12 protein-coding genes and 3 pseudogenes are annotated in these 17,083 nt (G+C 69.1%); 8 read left to right on the top strand and 7 right to left on the bottom strand.

Going from position 1 to position 17,083, the window contains the following annotated elements; genetic code table 11:
- Window positions 1–2,049 precede the first annotated feature (2,049 nt).
- Window positions 2,050–4,008, bottom strand: a pseudogene (locus tag JIW86_RS03170) (DNRLRE domain-containing protein); the annotation flags it as partial.
- A 439-nt stretch (window positions 4,009–4,447) separates the two neighbouring features.
- On the opposite strand from JIW86_RS03170, the pseudogene JIW86_RS03175 reads away from it, so the two are divergent.
- Window positions 4,448–4,901: pseudogene (locus JIW86_RS03175) on the top strand (transposase); the annotation flags it as partial.
- Between the two features lie 109 nt (window positions 4,902–5,010).
- Here JIW86_RS03175 and JIW86_RS41560 read toward each other — a convergent pair.
- Both JIW86_RS41560 and JIW86_RS03180 read right to left on the bottom strand, forming a co-directional pair.
- Window positions 5,011–5,265: pseudogene (locus JIW86_RS41560) on the bottom strand (hypothetical protein); the annotation flags it as partial.
- Window positions 5,266–5,333: 68 nt separating this feature from the next.
- Complete coding sequence (locus tag JIW86_RS03180) at window positions 5,334–6,842, bottom strand: DUF4246 domain-containing protein (RefSeq protein WP_257552390.1); 1,509 nt, start codon at window positions 6,840–6,842, stop codon at window positions 5,334–5,336.
- 443 nt (window positions 6,843–7,285) lie between these two features.
- Here JIW86_RS03180 and JIW86_RS03185 point away from each other — a divergent pair, with 443 nt between their 5' ends.
- Window positions 7,286–7,417, top strand: a complete 132-nt coding sequence (locus tag JIW86_RS03185) for a hypothetical protein (protein WP_257552391.1) — start codon at window positions 7,286–7,288, stop codon at window positions 7,415–7,417.
- Between the two features lie 78 nt (window positions 7,418–7,495).
- Here the strand turns inward: JIW86_RS03185 and JIW86_RS03190 are convergent, their stop codons facing one another.
- The 3 genes from JIW86_RS03190 to JIW86_RS03200 all read right to left on the bottom strand — a co-directional run bounded on the left by JIW86_RS03190 (window position 7,496) and on the right by JIW86_RS03200 (window position 9,968).
- On the bottom strand, window positions 7,496–7,819 hold the full coding sequence (locus JIW86_RS03190) for a hypothetical protein (protein ID WP_257552392.1): 324 nt from the start codon (window positions 7,817–7,819) through the stop codon (window positions 7,496–7,498).
- 457 nt (window positions 7,820–8,276) lie between these two features.
- Window positions 8,277–8,669: a nuclear transport factor 2 family protein gene (locus JIW86_RS03195; RefSeq protein ID WP_257552393.1), complete on the bottom strand. Its 393-nt coding sequence runs from the start codon at window positions 8,667–8,669 to the stop codon at window positions 8,277–8,279.
- Between the two features lie 75 nt (window positions 8,670–8,744).
- Window positions 8,745–9,968, bottom strand: a complete 1,224-nt coding sequence (locus JIW86_RS03200) for an alpha/beta hydrolase family protein (RefSeq protein WP_257552394.1) — start codon at window positions 9,966–9,968, stop codon at window positions 8,745–8,747.
- A gap of 91 nt (window positions 9,969–10,059) precedes the next feature.
- Between JIW86_RS03200 and JIW86_RS03205 the strand changes: the two genes are divergently transcribed.
- Together JIW86_RS03205 and JIW86_RS03210 are read left to right on the top strand one after the other, a co-directional pair.
- Window positions 10,060–10,683: a TetR/AcrR family transcriptional regulator gene (locus tag JIW86_RS03205; protein WP_257552395.1), complete on the top strand. Its 624-nt coding sequence runs from the start codon at window positions 10,060–10,062 to the stop codon at window positions 10,681–10,683.
- A 596-nt stretch (window positions 10,684–11,279) separates the two neighbouring features.
- Window positions 11,280–12,302, top strand: coding sequence for a hypothetical protein (locus JIW86_RS03210; RefSeq protein ID WP_257552396.1), 1,023 nt, complete (start codon window positions 11,280–11,282; stop codon window positions 12,300–12,302).
- A gap of 386 nt (window positions 12,303–12,688) precedes the next feature.
- Here the strand turns inward: JIW86_RS03210 and JIW86_RS03215 are convergent, their stop codons facing one another.
- Window positions 12,689–13,129, bottom strand: a complete 441-nt coding sequence (locus JIW86_RS03215) for a hypothetical protein (protein ID WP_215140860.1) — start codon at window positions 13,127–13,129, stop codon at window positions 12,689–12,691.
- 480 nt (window positions 13,130–13,609) lie between these two features.
- Here JIW86_RS03215 and JIW86_RS03220 point away from each other — a divergent pair, with 480 nt between their 5' ends.
- From JIW86_RS03220 to JIW86_RS03230, 4 genes are all read left to right on the top strand, one after another.
- The gene (locus JIW86_RS03220) at window positions 13,610–16,264 is read left to right on the top strand and encodes an NACHT domain-containing protein (RefSeq protein WP_257552397.1); all 2,655 of its coding nucleotides are present in this window, start codon (window positions 13,610–13,612) and stop codon (window positions 16,262–16,264) included.
- A 26-nt stretch (window positions 16,265–16,290) separates the two neighbouring features.
- Complete coding sequence (locus tag JIW86_RS42025) at window positions 16,291–16,626, top strand: SCO4225 family membrane protein (protein ID WP_416237655.1); 336 nt, start codon at window positions 16,291–16,293, stop codon at window positions 16,624–16,626.
- The gene (locus JIW86_RS03225; protein ID WP_257552398.1) at window positions 16,560–16,700 is read left to right on the top strand and encodes a hypothetical protein; all 141 of its coding nucleotides are present in this window, start codon (window positions 16,560–16,562) and stop codon (window positions 16,698–16,700) included. The genes JIW86_RS42025 and JIW86_RS03225 overlap by 67 nt, the downstream gene beginning before the upstream one ends.
- 74 nt (window positions 16,701–16,774) lie before the next feature.
- On the top strand, window positions 16,775–17,068 hold the full coding sequence (locus tag JIW86_RS03230; protein WP_257552399.1) for a hypothetical protein: 294 nt from the start codon (window positions 16,775–16,777) through the stop codon (window positions 17,066–17,068).
- Window positions 17,069–17,083 lie beyond the last annotated feature (15 nt).

The following is a 17,083-nucleotide window of genomic DNA, read 5'->3' on the forward strand; positions in this document are numbered from 1 at the left end:
ACGCATCCGAGGGCATACTGCTACTCGCGACTCGATTGATGACATGTGAGGTGACCCTTGAGCAGGCTGCTGGATGGTTTCGAGACTACGGTTTCTCCGAGTTATCGCATATTTGGGCTGGTCGATACGAGCGTCGATACGTATTCGCCGCACGCGGATCACACGAAGTGGCTCCTTTCTGCCCCCGGCATGGTGTATCTGCAAGTGCCGCCCCAGGTGATTCGGGCGTCGGTCCGTCTGGAGAGCTGGTCAACCGCTCCTCCGGCAAGCGATGCCTCGTGGTCCGGCGCGCAGGACGTGGAAGTGGAGCTTCCCGGGGTGAGCTCGCACTGGAAACCATCGATGGAGGGCAGCAGGAGATCCCCCTGGTCCTGCCCTCGTCCGGTGTGTACAGGATGCGATGGCAGTGGATATTCAACCGTGAGCGCGGGGAGTTCACCTCTCCATTGGCGGGAATCCGGGAACCGCTGCCCATGCCGACGGGCCTCGAAGAGAAGATGGACGGTACAGATCAGTACTGCCTGATTCAGATCTGGCGCACGGCCGCCGGCTAGGGACCGAGTGAAATGGGTGCGGGGCCGGTCGGTGGACCGGCCCCGCACTATGGCTGACTCAGGCTGGATTCCGCCCCGGTCAGCTGCCGATCACGACGATGAACGGGTCATGGCTCAGGATCCGGTCATTGTCGTACCAGGCGCCGAGGCGCCGCCCGGCTTCCTGGTTCTCGTTCGAGTCGATGTAGCGGACGGTGAAGTCGTTGCGGTACGGATCTCCCTCGTACTGGTAGCGCGCGGCCCCCTGGTAACTGGAGGCGAAGGGGAACTCGTCGCAGTCGCGCTGCTCTCCCGCCGTGGGTTTGCCCGGTACGGCGGCGTTGTTGCACGTGGTGGAGACGACGGACCGGTTGGCGTCGTAGCGTGCCTGCTCGGTCGCTCCGAAGCCGGGCACGAGGCGGTACATCGGGTCCACGGCGGTCCCGCCCGGCAGCTTCTTGTCGCTCTTCGTCGGGTACGTGCCACCCGGGTTGCCGAGCGCGTCTCCGATGTGGTCCGCAACCGCCGCTACTCCGAAGTACGGCTCCACGGGAGCGGCGGGGTCGGACGTGTCGCTCCGGTCGTAGCGCAGGGCGGGTGTGGCATCAGGGAATACGGAGCCCGCCTTGGCCCGTACGTTGTAGGCGGCGCTGTCGAAGCGGATCTCCCCCTGCTCGCCCTCGGAGGGGATGAGCTGGGAGTAGCCGGGGAGCGTGAACTCGAGTACCGGGGTGAAAAGGCCCGTGGCAATCTGATCGCCGTTCGCGACATCGGGCAGCCTCGGTGCCAGCGACCACAGGTCGAACTTCGTGTCACCGTTGTACTTCCACTGGCTGGGTGAATCACTGCGGCCCGTGTGGAGACCTGGCTGGCAGGCGTCTTCTGCCGTGGGGTTGCCCGGAACTCCGATGGCCCAGCTTCCCTCACACTCCAGCTTCGCTTCCAGCTTGGCGCCGGCCTGGCTGAAGTCACCGCTGGATATGAAGACGTCCACGTTGAAGTCGAACTCGGCGAAGCGGGTCAGCGTGCTGCCGTCCAAGCCGCCCATCTGGCCCCGGCCGATCAGGGTATTGGTCGAGATGAAGGTTCCCTTCAGATAGCAGCCCGGCGGCCACAGGCCACACCTGATCGCCGGCATGACGGTCATGGTCTCCTGGCAGTACGAGAACCGGTTCTTGATCCACCCGGCCTCGTTGTCCGAGTCGTCGGCGTTGTGGCACTCATCGACATCGGCGATGTATTCGTACGGATCCTTACCGTTGTTCTCGGGCTTTCGACCGCGGTTGAACCGCTGGCTGGGAACGGTGTACGTGCGCTCCCACGCGGCCATGGTCCCGACGGTCGGTGCCATTGCCGCGCTGGGCGCCGCCTGTGCCGACTGTGCCGGGGCAGACTGCGCGGCGGACGGGCCGGTGCGCGGCGTGATGCCGAGCGCCTCCAGGTTGCCGTCCCTGTTCAGGACCTGCTCGACCAGGGCGGGGTCGGCGATCAGCGCGGGATCGCTGATCGTGTAGGTGTCGCCGGGCTGGAGCTTGGTGGGAAGTCCTGAGGCAGCGGTCTCCACGACGAACGACCGCCACGGGGACCAACCCAGGTTGTAGTGGGTGCCGTCGTAGGCGTTGGTGCGGAACTTGTACATCCTGCCGTCGACGAGCTGCCCGGCCGGGACCTGCACGCTCGCCCACTCGCCGGGCGTGACGAAGTCGGAGACGAGCACGCCGTCGCCGGCCGGCGTGGGGATCGGCGCGTTGGTTTCCGCGTCGTAGACCTGGAAGCTGCCATTGACCTTGTCGCCGTCCGCGTCGGCGAACTTGTCCCTGAGCGTCGGCGTGAGGGTGTCGACGGCCCACACGTCGTTGTAGGTCCTGAAGGGCGGACCGGCCTGCTGTACCGTGCCGTCGGAGGGACGGTAGTTGTAGGTCACGGTCAGCTTCGGCTGGTTCGCGGTGGCGTTGCCGGAGTTGACGCGCTTCCAGGCGCGGATGTCGTCGGTGGCCGCGCGCAGGCCCATGTGACCGCGGGTGGCCTTGGCGGACGCCCAGGTCTGGACGAGGGTGTCGACGTCGGCGTTGATCCAGCCGTCCGGCTGGGTGGCGGCGCAGGACGGGTTGCCCTTGGTCTCGGTCGAGGAGTGGTACTGCTTGTTCCACGTGGGTTGCGCGGTCCAGCGCGAGGACGTGGAGGGGGCGTTGGTGTCCCAGACGGTCCAGGACTGGGCGCTGCAGTCGGTGTTGTTCCCGGAGTGGAAGTTCCACAGCGCCAGGTTCGCGTCGACGATCAGCGCGTCCTGGATCGGGGTGGTGTTCCACGTGATGAAGGAGCGCGCGGTGCGCGGGGTGCCGTCGGGGTTCTTGGTGCCGGGGTCGCCGAAGTCGAGTTCGATGTCGTTGGACCAGTCGACGGTCTCGCCCTGCTGCACGTAGGTATCGAAGGTGTTCGCCAGTGCAGAGGTGGAGGGGTCCACGGTGACCGGGTACTGGGTCTTGGGATCGGCGAGGAACTTCTCGTCCGGGGTGACGACCAGGTCGATCGCGCCCTCCCCCTTGTCCACGACCTGCATGGCCACGCGGACCCGGCGGGTGTGCTCGCCGGACCGTTCGTCCACCGAGGCGTCCCACATGACGGGGGCGGGCATCGTCGCGCGCCGTTGACCTGTCCCGGCGTCGGTGAACGTCACCGACCCGTCCTTGTTCGCCTCGGCCTTGAGCCCCTTGGCCTTGACCGGCAGCGTGTAGGAGTAGGCGCCGGAGGGCTTCTTGCCGATCTCCACGAACTGTTCGAAGCCGGTCCGGGTGGCCTCGACGATGACGTCGGCGCCGGGTACGGCCTCCCGGTAGCGGGCAGTGGTGCCGTTCAGCTCCGGAGCGGGAAGTCCGCCCTTCCACTGGAGGGTCACCGCCTGGTCACCGGTGCCAAGGGTGACGAGGTCGCGCGGGGCGTCGTCCTGGGCGGCGGTCAGTGAGCGCGGCGCGGCGCCGCCCTTGCCCGCCAGGCGCAGCCCGTTGGGGTGCTCCTTCGCGGTCACGGTTCCGTCGGCGGCCGTGGTCAGTGTCGCGTCGACCGTGCGCCACTCGCCGGCCCGCCAGACCCGCTCGGGCCCGGACATCAGCTCTGTGGTGAGGGTGCCGTCGGGGTTGGCCACGGTGTAGGAGGTGGCCGTCGTCTCGTCGGAGGCGACGACCTGCTTGCCGCTCGTCTTCGCCTGGGCGACGGCCCAGGCCCTCGACCCCTGCGGGTGCTTGGCCTCCCGGGCCGGGGCTGTTCCCTTCTCCTTGCCCTTCTCCTTCTCCTTCTCCTTCTTCTTCTTCAAGGGGGACTTGTAGGCAGCCGGTGTGGTCGGCCCGCCCGGTGCCGCAACGGCTGTCTGGGCGCCAGACGCGAACGCGGCTTCTGCCGCCAGTATCAGCGCTGAGACCAGAGCTATTCGCCCGCTGTGGCGTCTGAGGCCGGAACGCCCGGCTGTGTGTCTGGACACGGATGTGTCATCCCTTCCGATCCTGCCGCTCGGCAAGATCAACAGGGAAATCTAGAGCCGGACTGCGTCCCGATTACATGCAGAATCGGTGATTCTGCGTGATCATGAACATGGTTGCCCACATGTAGTTGAGGGCCCTGCGGGGACTTCGCCAAATCTGCGGTGATCTTGTGGAGACTCTGTCACCGCCGGCCTCCTGGGCTGCACCTCGACCGGGCCAAGACCGTGCCCCGCCAACCGAAGAAGGCTGTCGCGGCGAAGCCACGGGTGCGGTCGAGTGGGTGGCCGTTCCACCCTGCACCGAGGCGAATGAGGTTGAGCGCAACAGCGGAGAAGAATGTGCTGAGCCTCGACGGACTGAGGCCCCCGGAACCCTCCGCCTACTAGTAGGACTCCGTTAGGTCTTCCGGTTCGGGCTGTTCGTGGGCATGTTGGATGTGTGGAAACACGCGAAGTGGACCGTGTACGAGCGGGGTTGGCGTTGTATGTGGCTGACGCGTTCGCCTCTCTGCGGCGCAAGGACCAGCGAGCCAAGAGTGACTGCTACCTGCGGGGACTGATGCTGGACGGCCGACGCAAGTCGATCCAGGCCATGGCCGCTCGGCGGCTGCCGGACGGCAACGAGCAGAACCTGCAGCAGTTCGTGAACCAGTCCACCTGGGACCCGCGGCGGGGCAGCCTCGGATCTGCGAACGCATGCTGCCGCTCATCGCCCCGACGGCCTGGGTGATCGACGACGTGTCGCTGCCCAAGGACGGAAGAATGTCAGTCGGGGTGGCTCCGCAGTACTGCGGAGCCCTGGGCAAACGCGCTAACTGCCAGGTCGCGGTCAGTGTTCATGCGCGACTGACAGCGCCTCCTGCCCGCTCCAGTGGAGGCTGTTCCTGCCTCGAGTACGGGGCGGCCAACCGCGAGAACGGCTCGGCGAACGTCCGACGCCCCACAGATGAAACGCCGGACCACCAACCAAATAGCGAACCCCTGCTCAGCGAGCGGAAGATCCTTCAGCTTGCGCTCGTAGCGGTCGTGCACCCGCTCCGAGAAATGGCCGCAGTCCGGACACTTCGCCCCGGCCGCCCGCCCTCTCGCTACCACCTCGACCGTGCCGAACGTAGCCGTCACCGCCTCGACATCCACGTCGTCGATCCCGTCGAACACGATCGAGTCCCAGAACGATGAATCGGTCAGCACGACCAGCACCATCACCGTCCACAGCCGACCACAGCAGAGACCACCATGGACCTGACGGAGCATCATGCTCGATTGGTGGACGTTCAGGCGTACGCGGTCTCACCCCGCCCTGACCGGGTCCCCGCACCCGCGGTTCAGTGCTCGCAGAGGGAGAACTCCCTTTCGTAGAGCTGCTCGTTGTGTTCGTCGACGAAGAACTTCCTTTCCTTCATGAGTTCCTCGCGGTACGTCTTGGCCTGCTCGAGCGTCATGGTCGATGTGTCGGACCAGGGCTGCTGCGGCGGTACGTCGGAGGTCGAGACGATCTGCTCCGCCGGGTCGACCAGGAAGAACGCGAGGATCTTGCGGTGTCCCGGGCGGGTGGGGTCCGCGAGGCGGAACGCGTCCACGCGATGCTGCAGGACGTTGGGAAACACCAGGCAGCGGCCCGACGGGGTCGGTACCGAGCCCAGCACCTGGTTCAGCGCGTCTTCGTCCTGAAGGCCATAGACCTCGCGCAGCCCGGCGTCGTCGTTCTGTTCATAGTGGGGGTCGTCGAGTGCGGTCCGGAATCCCAGCCGGCTCTCGGTGATGTTCTCGCTGTCCCAGTAGTAGATGCCGGTCGAGACGATCCGCTCGTTCAGCATGCCCTCGACGTGCCAGGAACCGCCGGGGTATTCGGGCTTGTCCGGGGTGAGGTGGACGGTGGCGAGCTTGACGATGACCTGGAGCCGGCGGCCGCGCAGGTCGACCCGGGCAGAGGCGTCGGGCAGTGCAGGCGGGCTGAAGGCCGGGGCGTCCGGGATGATCGGGCGGCGGTTCTCCCACCAGGCCTCATAGGCCTCTTCCCAGACAGCGCGGGCATCCATGTAGGTCGCGTTGTCACTGTAGGACGACTGGCGCGGATACTCCGGTTCCGAGTCGTACCAGCCGTAGGGATCGGCCTCGATCCGCAGGGGCCGCGGGTGCCGCAGATCGGTGAGCACGTTCTCGAACAGCGGGCGCAGGCGCGCGAACACGTCCGGCAGGACGGACGCCAGTGCACGATGCGCCTCGGGGTGGACGTTATTGACGTACGAGCGGAAGGTGACGGCCCCGTCGTCACTGACGTCGACGTCCGTGGGCAGCCACTGGAACCTCTCCGAGAACTCGTACTTCGAGTAGTGGTTCGTCGGGTTCTGCCAGGCCCGCTCGGGCCCTCCGCTCACCTCCCTCACCAGGCAGAACAGTGAGGGGTGCACGAGATCCAACACCTGGCCGCCGGATCCGGGATGCCAGTCCCGCTCCGCTTCGGGCACCTCTTCCAGGACCCGGACCGCCTCACGCAACCGGGACTTGAGCTGCTCGTCGACGAGGGTGTCCGACTGCCAGACCCCGTCGACCGCGGACACCTCGATGCCAGTGCGCGCGTCCCGCAACGCGGCGTAGTGCCCCAGCTCGGCGAGAACGTAGCGCACCTGCGCTTCGGTCAGGCCCTGCGCCACCGCTTCCTGCGTCCATCTGGCGACGATGTCGGCGTCGTTCATCTTGTCGAACCACACGGGCTTGGCGCGCAGGTGCGAGCTGCACTGCATCATCTGCAGCTCCCGCAGCGTCCGGGGCGTCGCGAACGCCGGGGAACGGGAGGTCTGGAAAGGCAGCGGGAAGGCGGACAGGCCGGTCACTTCTGGTGGTCCTCACGATCGGTGTGCGGTGCCCGGAAGAATAGCCCGGCCCACTGACACCACAGCCGCGGCCCCCGAGCTGGGACGACCATCGCGGTCGCCCCCGCCCGGGGCCGGACCGTGGGATGTCCGGCCCCCGGGACCGCGCGGGTCAGGCGTTGTCGCCGGTGAGGCCAGCGTGGACCTCGCAGGCGGCAGCCACCAGGCTCTCCAAGCACCCACGGGTCTCGGGCCAGCCTCGGCTTTTCAGGCCCCCGGCCGGGGTTGACCCACAGCCGTTCGGCGGGGATGGCCGCCAGGTGATGCGCAGCAGACCGGCTACCTGGATGGACTGCGCCGACTCGCCCCTGAATTCGAACATCGAACTGGGCGCGGTACGGGGGGACTCTGGGCTGCCGGCAGAGAAGCGAGCCCTACACACACGCCACGCCGACTACCCGCCGGTGGGGGCTGGGTTGCACTACGAGCTGCACGGGACACTCGCCGCCCCGCGGCACGCAACCGTGCTCGGCCGGCCGGTCGAGCAGTGGCTGACCACGTCCGCCGCCCCGGCGGGCTGGGCAAGCTGGGCGTGAAGAGGCCGCACGGGCGGGCAGGGTCCCGGTGAAGGCGGCCGCGCCCGCAGGGCGGCGGGTGGAAACGGGGGCGGGCGGCTACCAGCTCTGCCACGCCGGGGCAGGGTGGCGGAGTGCGCGCCGCTTGCGGGCTTCGAGCCCGAGGAACATGGCTCCCGAAGCGAGGGTCGCGAGGAACGACACCAACATGGCCAGCGGCAGCAGGACACTGGCGGTTTCCCCCAGACACAGCCACAGCGCCGCCGTCCCCACCGCCAGAGCCACCAGCAACGAAACCCTCGCCGCGAACGACAACTTGCCGCTCACCGCGACGAAGGCAAACCCGACGAGCAGACCCGGCACGACAGCCACTATCAGGCCCAGGAACAACAGCAACAAGAAGACGAACAAGGCGATGATCATGTCGTAACGACCTCCGGATCTCATGGCCAACTCGTGCCGAAAGCAGACGAATCCACGTCCCCCGGCCTGGCAGGCCCTCCCGGACGCCATGCTGTCAGATTTTCTGAACACGTTCAACACGGCTCGTGGACGGTGTCCACGAAGACGCGGATCCGGGCGGTCTCTACCCGACGGGAGGGGCGTCGCTGAAGGGGACCCAGATGCGATCTCTCGCCTCCGTGTCAGTACACGAGCTGCACGTCTATCACCCGATGACAGTAGGGACACCCCAGATCTCTCACCTTCATGACAGTGACCCCACACACCGAAACAGCCACCAACCAGCACCAACGCACAAACCCGCACCATCTCTCACACCACCGTCACGAAACCGAGAGATCCACCCGGGCGCGGCCACGGTGGTGTCGGCGGAGCGGGGCCGAATGCGGGCAGGGGCAGGCAGTCGGCATGCTGGGGGTCAGCGGGCGCTGCCGATGTTGCGGTCAGCGTCGGAGCCGCTCAGCATCAGGGTGGTTTCCTCGATGCGGTGGAAGCGGCCGTCGGGGGCGAGATCGGCGAAGACGTAGACCTCCATGCTGACGGTGGTGCCGTCGTTCTTGGTGATGTGACAGGTGTGCCGGTCGGCGTACTTGTTTCCGTCGTAGAGCTCGTCGTGGACCTCGACCTTGCCGCCGGCGACGATGCCGCGCAGGTGCCGGATGTGGTCGAGGAACTCGGCACGGTCGGCCCACAGGCCGTCCGTGCGCTGGCGGTACCCGGGGGTGAAATGGCGGTCGGCGGCCTTCTCCAGGGTGATGTCGTGGTTGAAGAGCAGGTCGTTGAGGGCGGCTTCGATACAGGTGCGGTTCATCGGGGCTTCCTTGAGATGTGAGGCGGTCCGGGAGACCGGGTCTGCATGACAGGGCAAATGCCGGTGCCGGCCGGGCTATCGGGCGACGGTGGCGAGGGTGGTGTCGAGCCAGTCGTAGATGCGGGCGAGGGCCAGGCGCATGGCGCCGGGGTGGCAGTGAGCGCCGGCGCCTTCCTCTGCGGTGAACAGCATCAGGGTCTTGGGGCAGGTCAGGTGCTCGTAGAGCTGCTTGGGCTGGCCCTTGAAGAACTCGTCCTCGGCGGCGTCGCACACGAGGGTGGGGCACTGGATCAGCTCGGCGATGCCGCCGCCGACGGTGTAGTCGAGGTAGGAGGCGCTGAAGGCCCGGGGAGTGTCGACGCCCATCACGTACATGCCGTGGTTGATCGCCCACCGCGCAGTGGCGTCCTGGGCCGTGATCTGCTCGAAGCGTGCGTCGAGTTCGGGGGCGCAATCCGCGCGCAGGAGCCGTTCGGCCTGGCCGCGGTCGCCGGGGATGTGGCGGGTGGATATCTGGCCGAGGTCGTAGACGCCGTCGACGGCGATCAGGGCAGCGAGGCGGTGCTCGAAGGCTGCTGCCCTGGGGGCGAGTACGCCGCCCATGCTGCTCCCGAGGAGCGCGATGCGGCTGCTGTCGACCTCGGGGAGGGTTTCGGCGAAATCGACGACCGGGGTGATGACGTTCTCCCAGTCCGGGCGGAAGACCAGGCCCTGGTGGTGGCGGGGGCCGGGCTGCCCTGGGCCGTCGAAGGTCAGGACGGTGTACCCGCGCTCCACGGCGGCCAGCGCGCCGCTGAAGTGGAGTTCCTCGGCGGTGCCGTCGAAACCGCTGTGCATGATCAGGGTAGGGCGGGGCGTGCCGGTGCCGTCGGCCCGGTAGAGGTAGCCGGGCAGGGTGGTGTCCTCGTAGGGGATGCGGACCGGTTCGATGCGGGGGGCGTAGAGCGCGGCCGCGGCCTGGAAGCAGGCCACGCTGCGGCCGTAGGTGTGGTCGTGGCGGGGATCGCACGGGTGGCCGTGCTGGAAGAACTCCGCCGACCGGTAGTAGTTCGAGGCGCGCAGGAATCCATCCCGGGCGCTGACGGTGTGGCCCGCGTCCAGGGCCCGCTGCGCCTCGGCGGCCACCCGGTCGGCGGTCGCCGTCCACTCCTCGTGCCAGCTGTCGTAGTCGCCTTCCTTGATACGCGCGCTGGTGGAGACGACCTCGCCGAAGTCGGCGCCCCCGTAGGCGATATGGCTCATCGAGCGCAGAGTCTCGTACCAGAACTGGGGGTTGTCGGGGAACAGCAGCGGCTTCATCACACCCTCCCTAAGCACAGATCTGTGCGTACGGCAGGACTGTAGACCCTGCCGGCGCCCATAAGCAAATGGATGTGCTTACGATGTGCGGGTGACTCCGAAACAACCGGCCGCGCGCCTCCGCAAGAGCCCCGAGCAGGTCCGCTCAGCCGTCCACCAGGCCGTCATCGACCTGCTGTCCGACCCCGAGGGCGCGGACCTCACCATCCCCGCGGTCGCGCAGCGCGCCGGGGTGAACCACACCAGCGTCTACCGGCGCTGGGGCAGCCGGGAGGCACTGCTGGCCGACGTGGTCGTCACCCGCCTCGAACGAGACTGGCCGCTGGCCGACACCGGAACCCTGCGCGGCGACCTGACAGCATGGGCCGAAGCCGGCGTCGCGAGCATCCGCACCCCCGAAGGGCGACTGCTCATCCGCGCCGTCGCCCTGTCCATGCCAGGCAGCGCCACAGCTCAGGAAGGGCGCGCGCAACAGTTCGAGCGCCGCATCGGCGCCATCGAGCGCATCCGCGACCGCGCCACCGCCCGCGGCGAGGTCCCCCCACCCCTCGACCAGATCCTCGACCAGCTCGTCGCGCCGCTCTACCTGCGGGCGATCTTCGGCATCGACCCGCCGGCCTCCGGCTACCCAGAACTCCTCGTGGACCGCCTCCTCGGCAGCACGATCACGCCGCAGCTGCGAGACCGAGAGGCGGCGCGAGACGGGCGCTCGTGACCAGGACGAACATAGGATTGCGATCATGATTCGTCCGGCGGAGTGGAGTTGACCAGCCGTGATGCCCCCGTACTGCGCGATCTGCAACGCGTCACTCAGGGACCACGGCTACGAGACTTTCACGCTCGTGTACTTCCGTGCGATAGCGCCACCTCTCGATCATGAGGGGCATCCCGAGAACGCCCTCTGGTTCTGCAAGGGTCACGTCCGGTACACCGAGGGCAAGACCCACATGAGCGCCATCCTGGCCATGGTCCACATACGCGCGGCGATCCGACGCAACGCCCAAAACCCCTGGCCACTCACCAGCATGCCCTGAGCCCCATGCCCTGAGCCCCATGCCTTCGCCCCGATTCGCGGGGCGCCGGCGCCGAACAGTTGTCAGGCGGAAGACGGCAGTCTCGCGCCGCCGCAGCCGTGAGGCCCGCAAGCTCGGCAGTAAGTTGGCCGCGCACTGGGCAGCGTCAGGTGCAACGCCGTGCGCGGCGGCCCCCGCCCTCCGGACTCAGGACCGAGCCCGGGCCATCAGTCACGAGCGCCCGGGAACCGTCCGACCTGCGCAATCGTCGGTTACGGATGTGACTGAAGCGACGCCCATGCTGCCTGCCGACCACCGCGAACTGATCTCCGACCTGTCCGGGATCGTCAGCGACTACCCCTATGCGGATCCCGAATCGACCCTCGCCCTCCTCGCCGACGACGCGGCGGAAGCGCTCGGCCGCGACGCCACCCCGGAGGGCCGCCGGGAGCGGACCGGGTACACGATCCTCCTGCATGCCACCTGCTGGTACGTCAGCGCACGCATCTTCAGCAAGTCCGTGTTCTCGTCGTACATACAGGCCCTGGACGGGTTCCGTGCGCAGTTGGACCGGGCCTCCTGCACCTGCCCGGCCGGCGCCCACCCCGCGGAACTGGACTCGGAGTACCAGGTCGAGGCGGGGGTGAGCATGCTGACCGAGGCCGGACGGGCCGCATTCGCCGAGGACTACGATCTCGACGAGGAAGAGCCGGCGGTGTTCGACTGCGAGGGGTTCCTCGCGGACCTCGCCGATGAGGCCCTGGACCGCTTGAACGAGGCGCACCAGGAGCTCTTCGGCGGCATCGACGTCTCCCATCTGGACGCACAGTTCGTCCGGGACGACGGCCGCCTCGACCTCGTCGCCATGCAGGAAGCGATCAGCCGTAGCTGGGAGGACAACACCGGCCCGGTCGCCCTGTGGTCCGCCCGCCGATGGCTCACCGGGCAGGCGCGGGACGAGGAGCGGATCGGCCTGTTCCTGTGCCTGTGGATGGGCATCGCCCAGACGTACGAGGGTCTGCCGCCCTCGTACGCGCGCGACCTGGCGGCCGCGCTCGCCACCATCGACCTGGACGTCTCCTGCGAACATCCGCAGCACCCCTGGTCCACCGCCGACTCCACCGTGCAGTCCCGGTACCGCGCGGTGGTCCACCTGTACGCGCCGGAGGACCACCCCGACACCCCCGTGCCCGCCGAGCTCTCGGCCCGCGAGCTGTGGGAGTGCCCGGTGCAGTACGCCCAGTTGGCGCGCAAGGCGCTGGAAGACCTCGAGGGATGGCGCACCATGCGCGGCGGCGACGACGAGGACTGGGAGGACTGAACGGTACGGGGCCGCTTCGGCGCTCGTCCTACTCCCTACTCCCTGTCCAGCAGGTACCCCTGGTGGCGTACACGTCCTCCGCCGGCCGGGAAGTGAACCGTTCCTCTTCCCACGGCTACTTCGTGGGAAGAGGTGTCATTTTCCGGAGGCTTGCCCACGGGGGCTGACCTGGGCAAAGGGACAGTCGACGCTTTGAGGGGTTCACACCTCCGGTCACACCTGGGGTCGTCCCCCGCTGAAAGCAATCGTCCAGCCAACGGCCCCACAACCGGCGCGGGTTGCGGGAGGCGCTGTGCCTTCGCACGCTGGTTGGCCAGGCTCTGCGGCGTTGGTTGGATGGTCAGATGACCGCCATCTCGACGCGAGTGTGTGCGGGTGATCCCCGATCAGCGGCGGCCGGTGGCCAGGATGACGAGGAACTGGCCGCCGCCCGCCTGGATGTCGGCGGTCACCGGCATTCCCGGTACCAGTCGGGAGAACCGGTCCACCAGCCAATCCGCGGCCTCCTGGGCGTCCTTCCTGGTCGGGCAACGGCCCACCATCTCGCGGCCACCCTTGCGCTCCAGCCTCTCGGCAACGGCGATCAGCGGCGCGGGTTCGACTACGTACAGGCGCTCCGGCCAGGCGATGACCACCTTGACCGCACCCTTGCGGGTGTTGCACCCGCGGTGCGCGAGCCGCTCGGCCACCTTGGCCTTCCGGTCGGCGGTCCGGCTGTCGACACTGGGCCCGCGCGGATCGTTCACCGACTCATCGGGGTCGACCGGTTCGTCACACACCCAGCACCGCCAGCCGTCGCGCTCGGCCACATCATCAAGAAGACTCATCCGAGCAAACTAGCCTGCCCGGCCGCCACCCGCGCACCAGGGGCCCCCGGCAAGGTCTCAACACCGGCGAACAGGGCTGCGACGCCTGGCCGACTAGCGTCCCGACCACCGGCGCGGTGCGGGCCAGGCCGGCTCCCCTGCGGCCGCAGGGGGAGAGATCGCCGTGGTGCAGTTCCAGTTCTGCGCGCTGCGACGGCCGTGGGCACACCCCCGTTCGAGGGTGGCTTGCCCACGATCACCAGGCTTGCCCGACTCGGCGACCAGAGAGCACAGCTGCCGGCCCCCTCCGCAATGCGCGGGGCACGGTCCGTCTTCGTTACGCCGACCAGGGGCCGGGCGCGCTCTGCCTCCGAGCGCCCCCGCCGCTCCCCCGGTTTCCGTGCCCCCGCCCGGCACCACCTCGTTGGTCCGGCTGGATGTTCTGAACGTGCTGGACGCGAAGACCGCCGGGAGACCGGCGCCGGGAGACGGGGGAACGGCATGCGCTACGGGCGCTGGAGGGTGACCTGGGGGCTCTGCGGGGCAGTCGCCCTGATACTGGCGGTGCTGTGGGGCGTGCAGGACGCCGAGGTCGTCTCGACGGCCGCATCCGTCCTCGCCACCGTCCTCAGCGTGTTCGGGGCGCTCTCGGTGTGGGCCTGGCGCCGCTCACCCGGCCGGGCGCGCTCCGACGGCGACCAGCTGACGCAGGCCCAGGACGCCCTGGCCCGGTTGGTCCAGGCGCAGTGGCGCGAGGAGGCGCGGCTGCGCGGCCTGTACACCCCGCTGCCTCTCCCCGTGACCTGGTCGGACTCTCCACGGGAGGACCTGCGGGGACACTCCCCGCTGATCGGCGGCCCGGTCTCCTGCCGGGTGGACCAGCCTGATGAACTGGCCGCGCTCCTGGGCCCGCCGCCCCGCCCCCGCCGGCTCGTCGTCCTCGGTCCGGCGGGGTCGGGCAAGACCACCTTCGCGGTCCTGCTGGCGCTTGCCCTGCTCGGCGCCCGCGGTCAGGACGATCCGGTGCCCGTGCTGCTCACCGCGGCCTCCTTCGACCCGGACCGGGAGAACGGCACCGTATGGCTGCGCCGCCGGATCGCCGCCGACTACCCAGCCCTCACCGACGCCGACGCCTACGGCCCGAGTGCCCTCGACGACCTCCTCGACGGCCGGCGGATCCTGCCGGTCGTCGACGGGCTGGACGAACTCCCCGAGGCGGCCCAACAGGCGGTTCTGAAAGCGCTGAAGGACGCCTTCGACCCCGACGCACCCCTGGTCCTGACCTGCCGGACCGAGGCCTTCGCCGCCGCCGTGGCCGGGGCGGGCCCGCTGACCGGCGCCGCGGTGATCGAGCCCGCCGCACTGCATGCCGCGGCCTCCCTCGAACAGCTGCGCCTCGCCACGGCGGCGGGACCGTCCCGGACCCGTTGGGACCGCGTGGCGGAAAACCTGCGGGACCGCCCCGACGGCGCCCTCGCGCAGGCCCTCACCAGCCCTCTGAGTGTGGCCCTCGCCCGGACCGTGTACGCCGAGGGCACCGGCGACCCCTCGGTGCTGCTGCCCCTCACCACCAAGGAGGCCGTCGAGGACCACCTCCTGGACGCCGTCGTGCCCGTCACATACGAACGCGCCCGGCGCCGGGACCCCGCACGCCGCTGGGGCCCCGAGGACGCCCACCGTCACCTCACCCGCCTCGCCTCCGGCATGGCGCGGCGGCGCACCTATGACCTCGCCTGGTGGCGGCTGTACGACGACACTCCCACGATCGCGCGCGCCTGGTCCCGCGCCACCGCCCTGGCCGCCGCCCTCGTCGTCCTCACCTTGCTGGGCTGCGCCGTCGCACGCTCCCTGCCAGGGGTTCCGCCGCCGGAGCCGGGCCTGGCCGAGTGGTACGTACGGTCCGCCGCCGTCGGCGTGTGGTGCGCGTGCCTGACCGCCGGGTGGATCCCCGCCCGCCCGGCCGGCCCCGCCCTCACCGCCTCTCTGGGCGGACTGGCCTTCGCCGTTCCCGGGATGACGGTCGACCCGGTCCCGGGAGTGGAGCGGGCCTGGTACGCGATCGGCTGCGTGTGCGTCCTCGGCTTCTCCTTCCTCCTCGTCCTGTACCCGTCCGGACACCCCTCACCGCCGCCCGTACCGAGCCGCGGCACGCTCACCCCGGCACACCGGTCGCGCCGCCTCGCGCGGGCCGCGCTCCTCGTCGTCGGCACGACGCTCCTCACCTCGGTCGCCCTCTGGGCCTATGGCCTCGTCGTGCACCCCACGGGCGCAGCTGGGCCCACCGCCCGGTCCGCCGTCCCGCTCTGGGCGTACGGCCTGGGTCTCGGCGCCCTCTTCGGCACCGGCCAGGCCATGCTGTACTTCACCCGCGGCACGACGACCGCACGAGACCGCCTGCACCCCGCCGCTACCGTCCGCGCCGACCGCCTCGTCACCCTCGTCGGCTGCTGCGCGGCACCCCTCCTCGTCACCATGCCCTGCGGTCTCCTCCTGGTGCTGCAGGGCAAAGCAGAGGCCGCTGAGTTCCTCGGCCTGCTGCTGAGCATGGGACCCACCGGTCTGGTGCTCGCCCTCGCCGCCCGCGCCTGGCCGTACTACACCGCCGCCCGCCTGCTGCTCGCCGCCCGCGGCCAACTCCCCTGGAGCCTCCAGGCCTTCCTCGACGACGCCCACCGCCTCGGCGTCCTGCGGCAGGTCGGCCCCGTCTACCAGTTCCGCCATGCCCGTCTCCAGCAGCGCCTCACCCACCGCGACATGGTCCCGACCCCCGCCCCGCCCCGGACAGCGACACGCGTTCCGGCCGGCCCGCCTTGCCGTGACCGCACCCGCACCCGCACCCGCACATCTCCGTCAGCTGATGGGCGGAGTGACGCCGGCGCCTCCTGGCACCTCCTCAGGTCGCTGTGCAGCTTCAGCTGGGCGGAAGAAGGAAGGCCGAATCGTGCGCGGCCTGCCGGACTGCCGCGTATACCGGCGCGAGGTCCAGCTCGGCGCCGAACGCCCTCGCGGCAACTGGTGATCCGCTTGACCCTTCCCGCGTGCACGCCTCTGACCAGGTACGCAGGACAGAGCAGGATGAGTAGGCGTACTCAGGTGGCGGGCCCCGGCCGCCACGAGGCTGACTGCAGGACGAACGGAACGGAACGGGGAACGTGATGGAACGGCGCTGGTCGAAGCCTGAGATGTGGGTGCCCGGCGGATACCTGGCCCTGGTGGTCGCGATGCTGGTCTGGGTCGAGGTGGGGGACATCGGGTTCGGCGGAATCTGGCCGATGCTGGCCACGGCGCCGGTCAGCCTCCTGCTTTTGGTCCCCTTCGGACCCGCGTCGGACGCCCTGCATTCGGCCCCGGTCGTGGAGCCCCACTACGGCTCGCAGCCGCCTACCCCCTGCCCCTGGAGTCCCCCTCGGAGTCGGCACCGCTCCCCGCCGACTGGACACCGGACACGTCCGTGGCCGCACAGCCCGAGATGTGGGCCGGACTCGGCTTCCACGCCGCGGTTCTGGCCGGTGCCCTGATCAACGCCGTAGCGCTCTGGGCACTCCTCCGTCACTGGGCGCGGCAGCGCAACAGCAAGGGCACGCAGGTCTAGGAGCTGTCCGGCCGATCTTGATAGACCGTCTGCAGTATCTGTTGCCGTACGATCTCGGCAGTTGAGGGGAGGGCATGGAAGACGTATTCGATCTGACTGGACGGCCACCGAGCGGCTGGATGCACGCCATCTTCGGCGGAGGGCCCTATGGCGAGGACGTCGGCCGCTGTATCCCCGGCCCGCCGGCGCCTGCGACCATCACGGTTCCGCTTCCAGACAGCGGCGAGTTCGTCTACCGGCTGGTCACGGTCGGCTCATGGTCCGATCCGAACGACCCCATCGCCCTCTACAACGACACCGGCCCGGTGCCACCGCCACCGCTGTCGGAACTGGAGAAGTCCTGGCTCAACCGCCGCGCCGGCCAGTAGCTTCAGCCGTCGAAT

The sequence above is a fragment of the Streptomyces sp. NBC_00162 genome (assembly GCF_024611995.1).
Classification (GTDB): Bacteria; Actinomycetota; Actinomycetes; order Streptomycetales; family Streptomycetaceae; genus Streptomyces.

Excerpts from the sequence above, each read along its gene's own strand:
- JIW86_RS03230 (WP_257552399.1), top strand. The coding sequence starts at position 16,775 with ATGGAAGACGTATTCGATCTGACTGGACGGCCACCGAGCGGCTGGATG.
- JIW86_RS03220 (WP_257552397.1), top strand. The coding sequence starts at position 13,610 with ATGCGCTACGGGCGCTGGAGGGTGACCTGGGGGCTCTGCGGGGCAGTC.
- JIW86_RS03195 (WP_257552393.1), bottom strand. The coding sequence starts at position 8,669 with ATGAACCGCACCTGTATCGAAGCCGCCCTCAACGACCTGCTCTTCAAC.
- JIW86_RS03200 (WP_257552394.1), bottom strand. The coding sequence starts at position 9,968 with ATGAAGCCGCTGCTGTTCCCCGACAACCCCCAGTTCTGGTACGAGACT.
- JIW86_RS03190 (WP_257552392.1), bottom strand. The coding sequence starts at position 7,819 with ATGATCATCGCCTTGTTCGTCTTCTTGTTGCTGTTGTTCCTGGGCCTG.
- JIW86_RS03215 (WP_215140860.1), bottom strand. The coding sequence starts at position 13,129 with ATGAGTCTTCTTGATGATGTGGCCGAGCGCGACGGCTGGCGGTGCTGG.
- JIW86_RS03210 (WP_257552396.1), top strand. The coding sequence starts at position 11,280 with ATGCTGCCTGCCGACCACCGCGAACTGATCTCCGACCTGTCCGGGATC.
- JIW86_RS42025 (WP_416237655.1), top strand. The coding sequence starts at position 16,291 with ATGTGGGTGCCCGGCGGATACCTGGCCCTGGTGGTCGCGATGCTGGTC.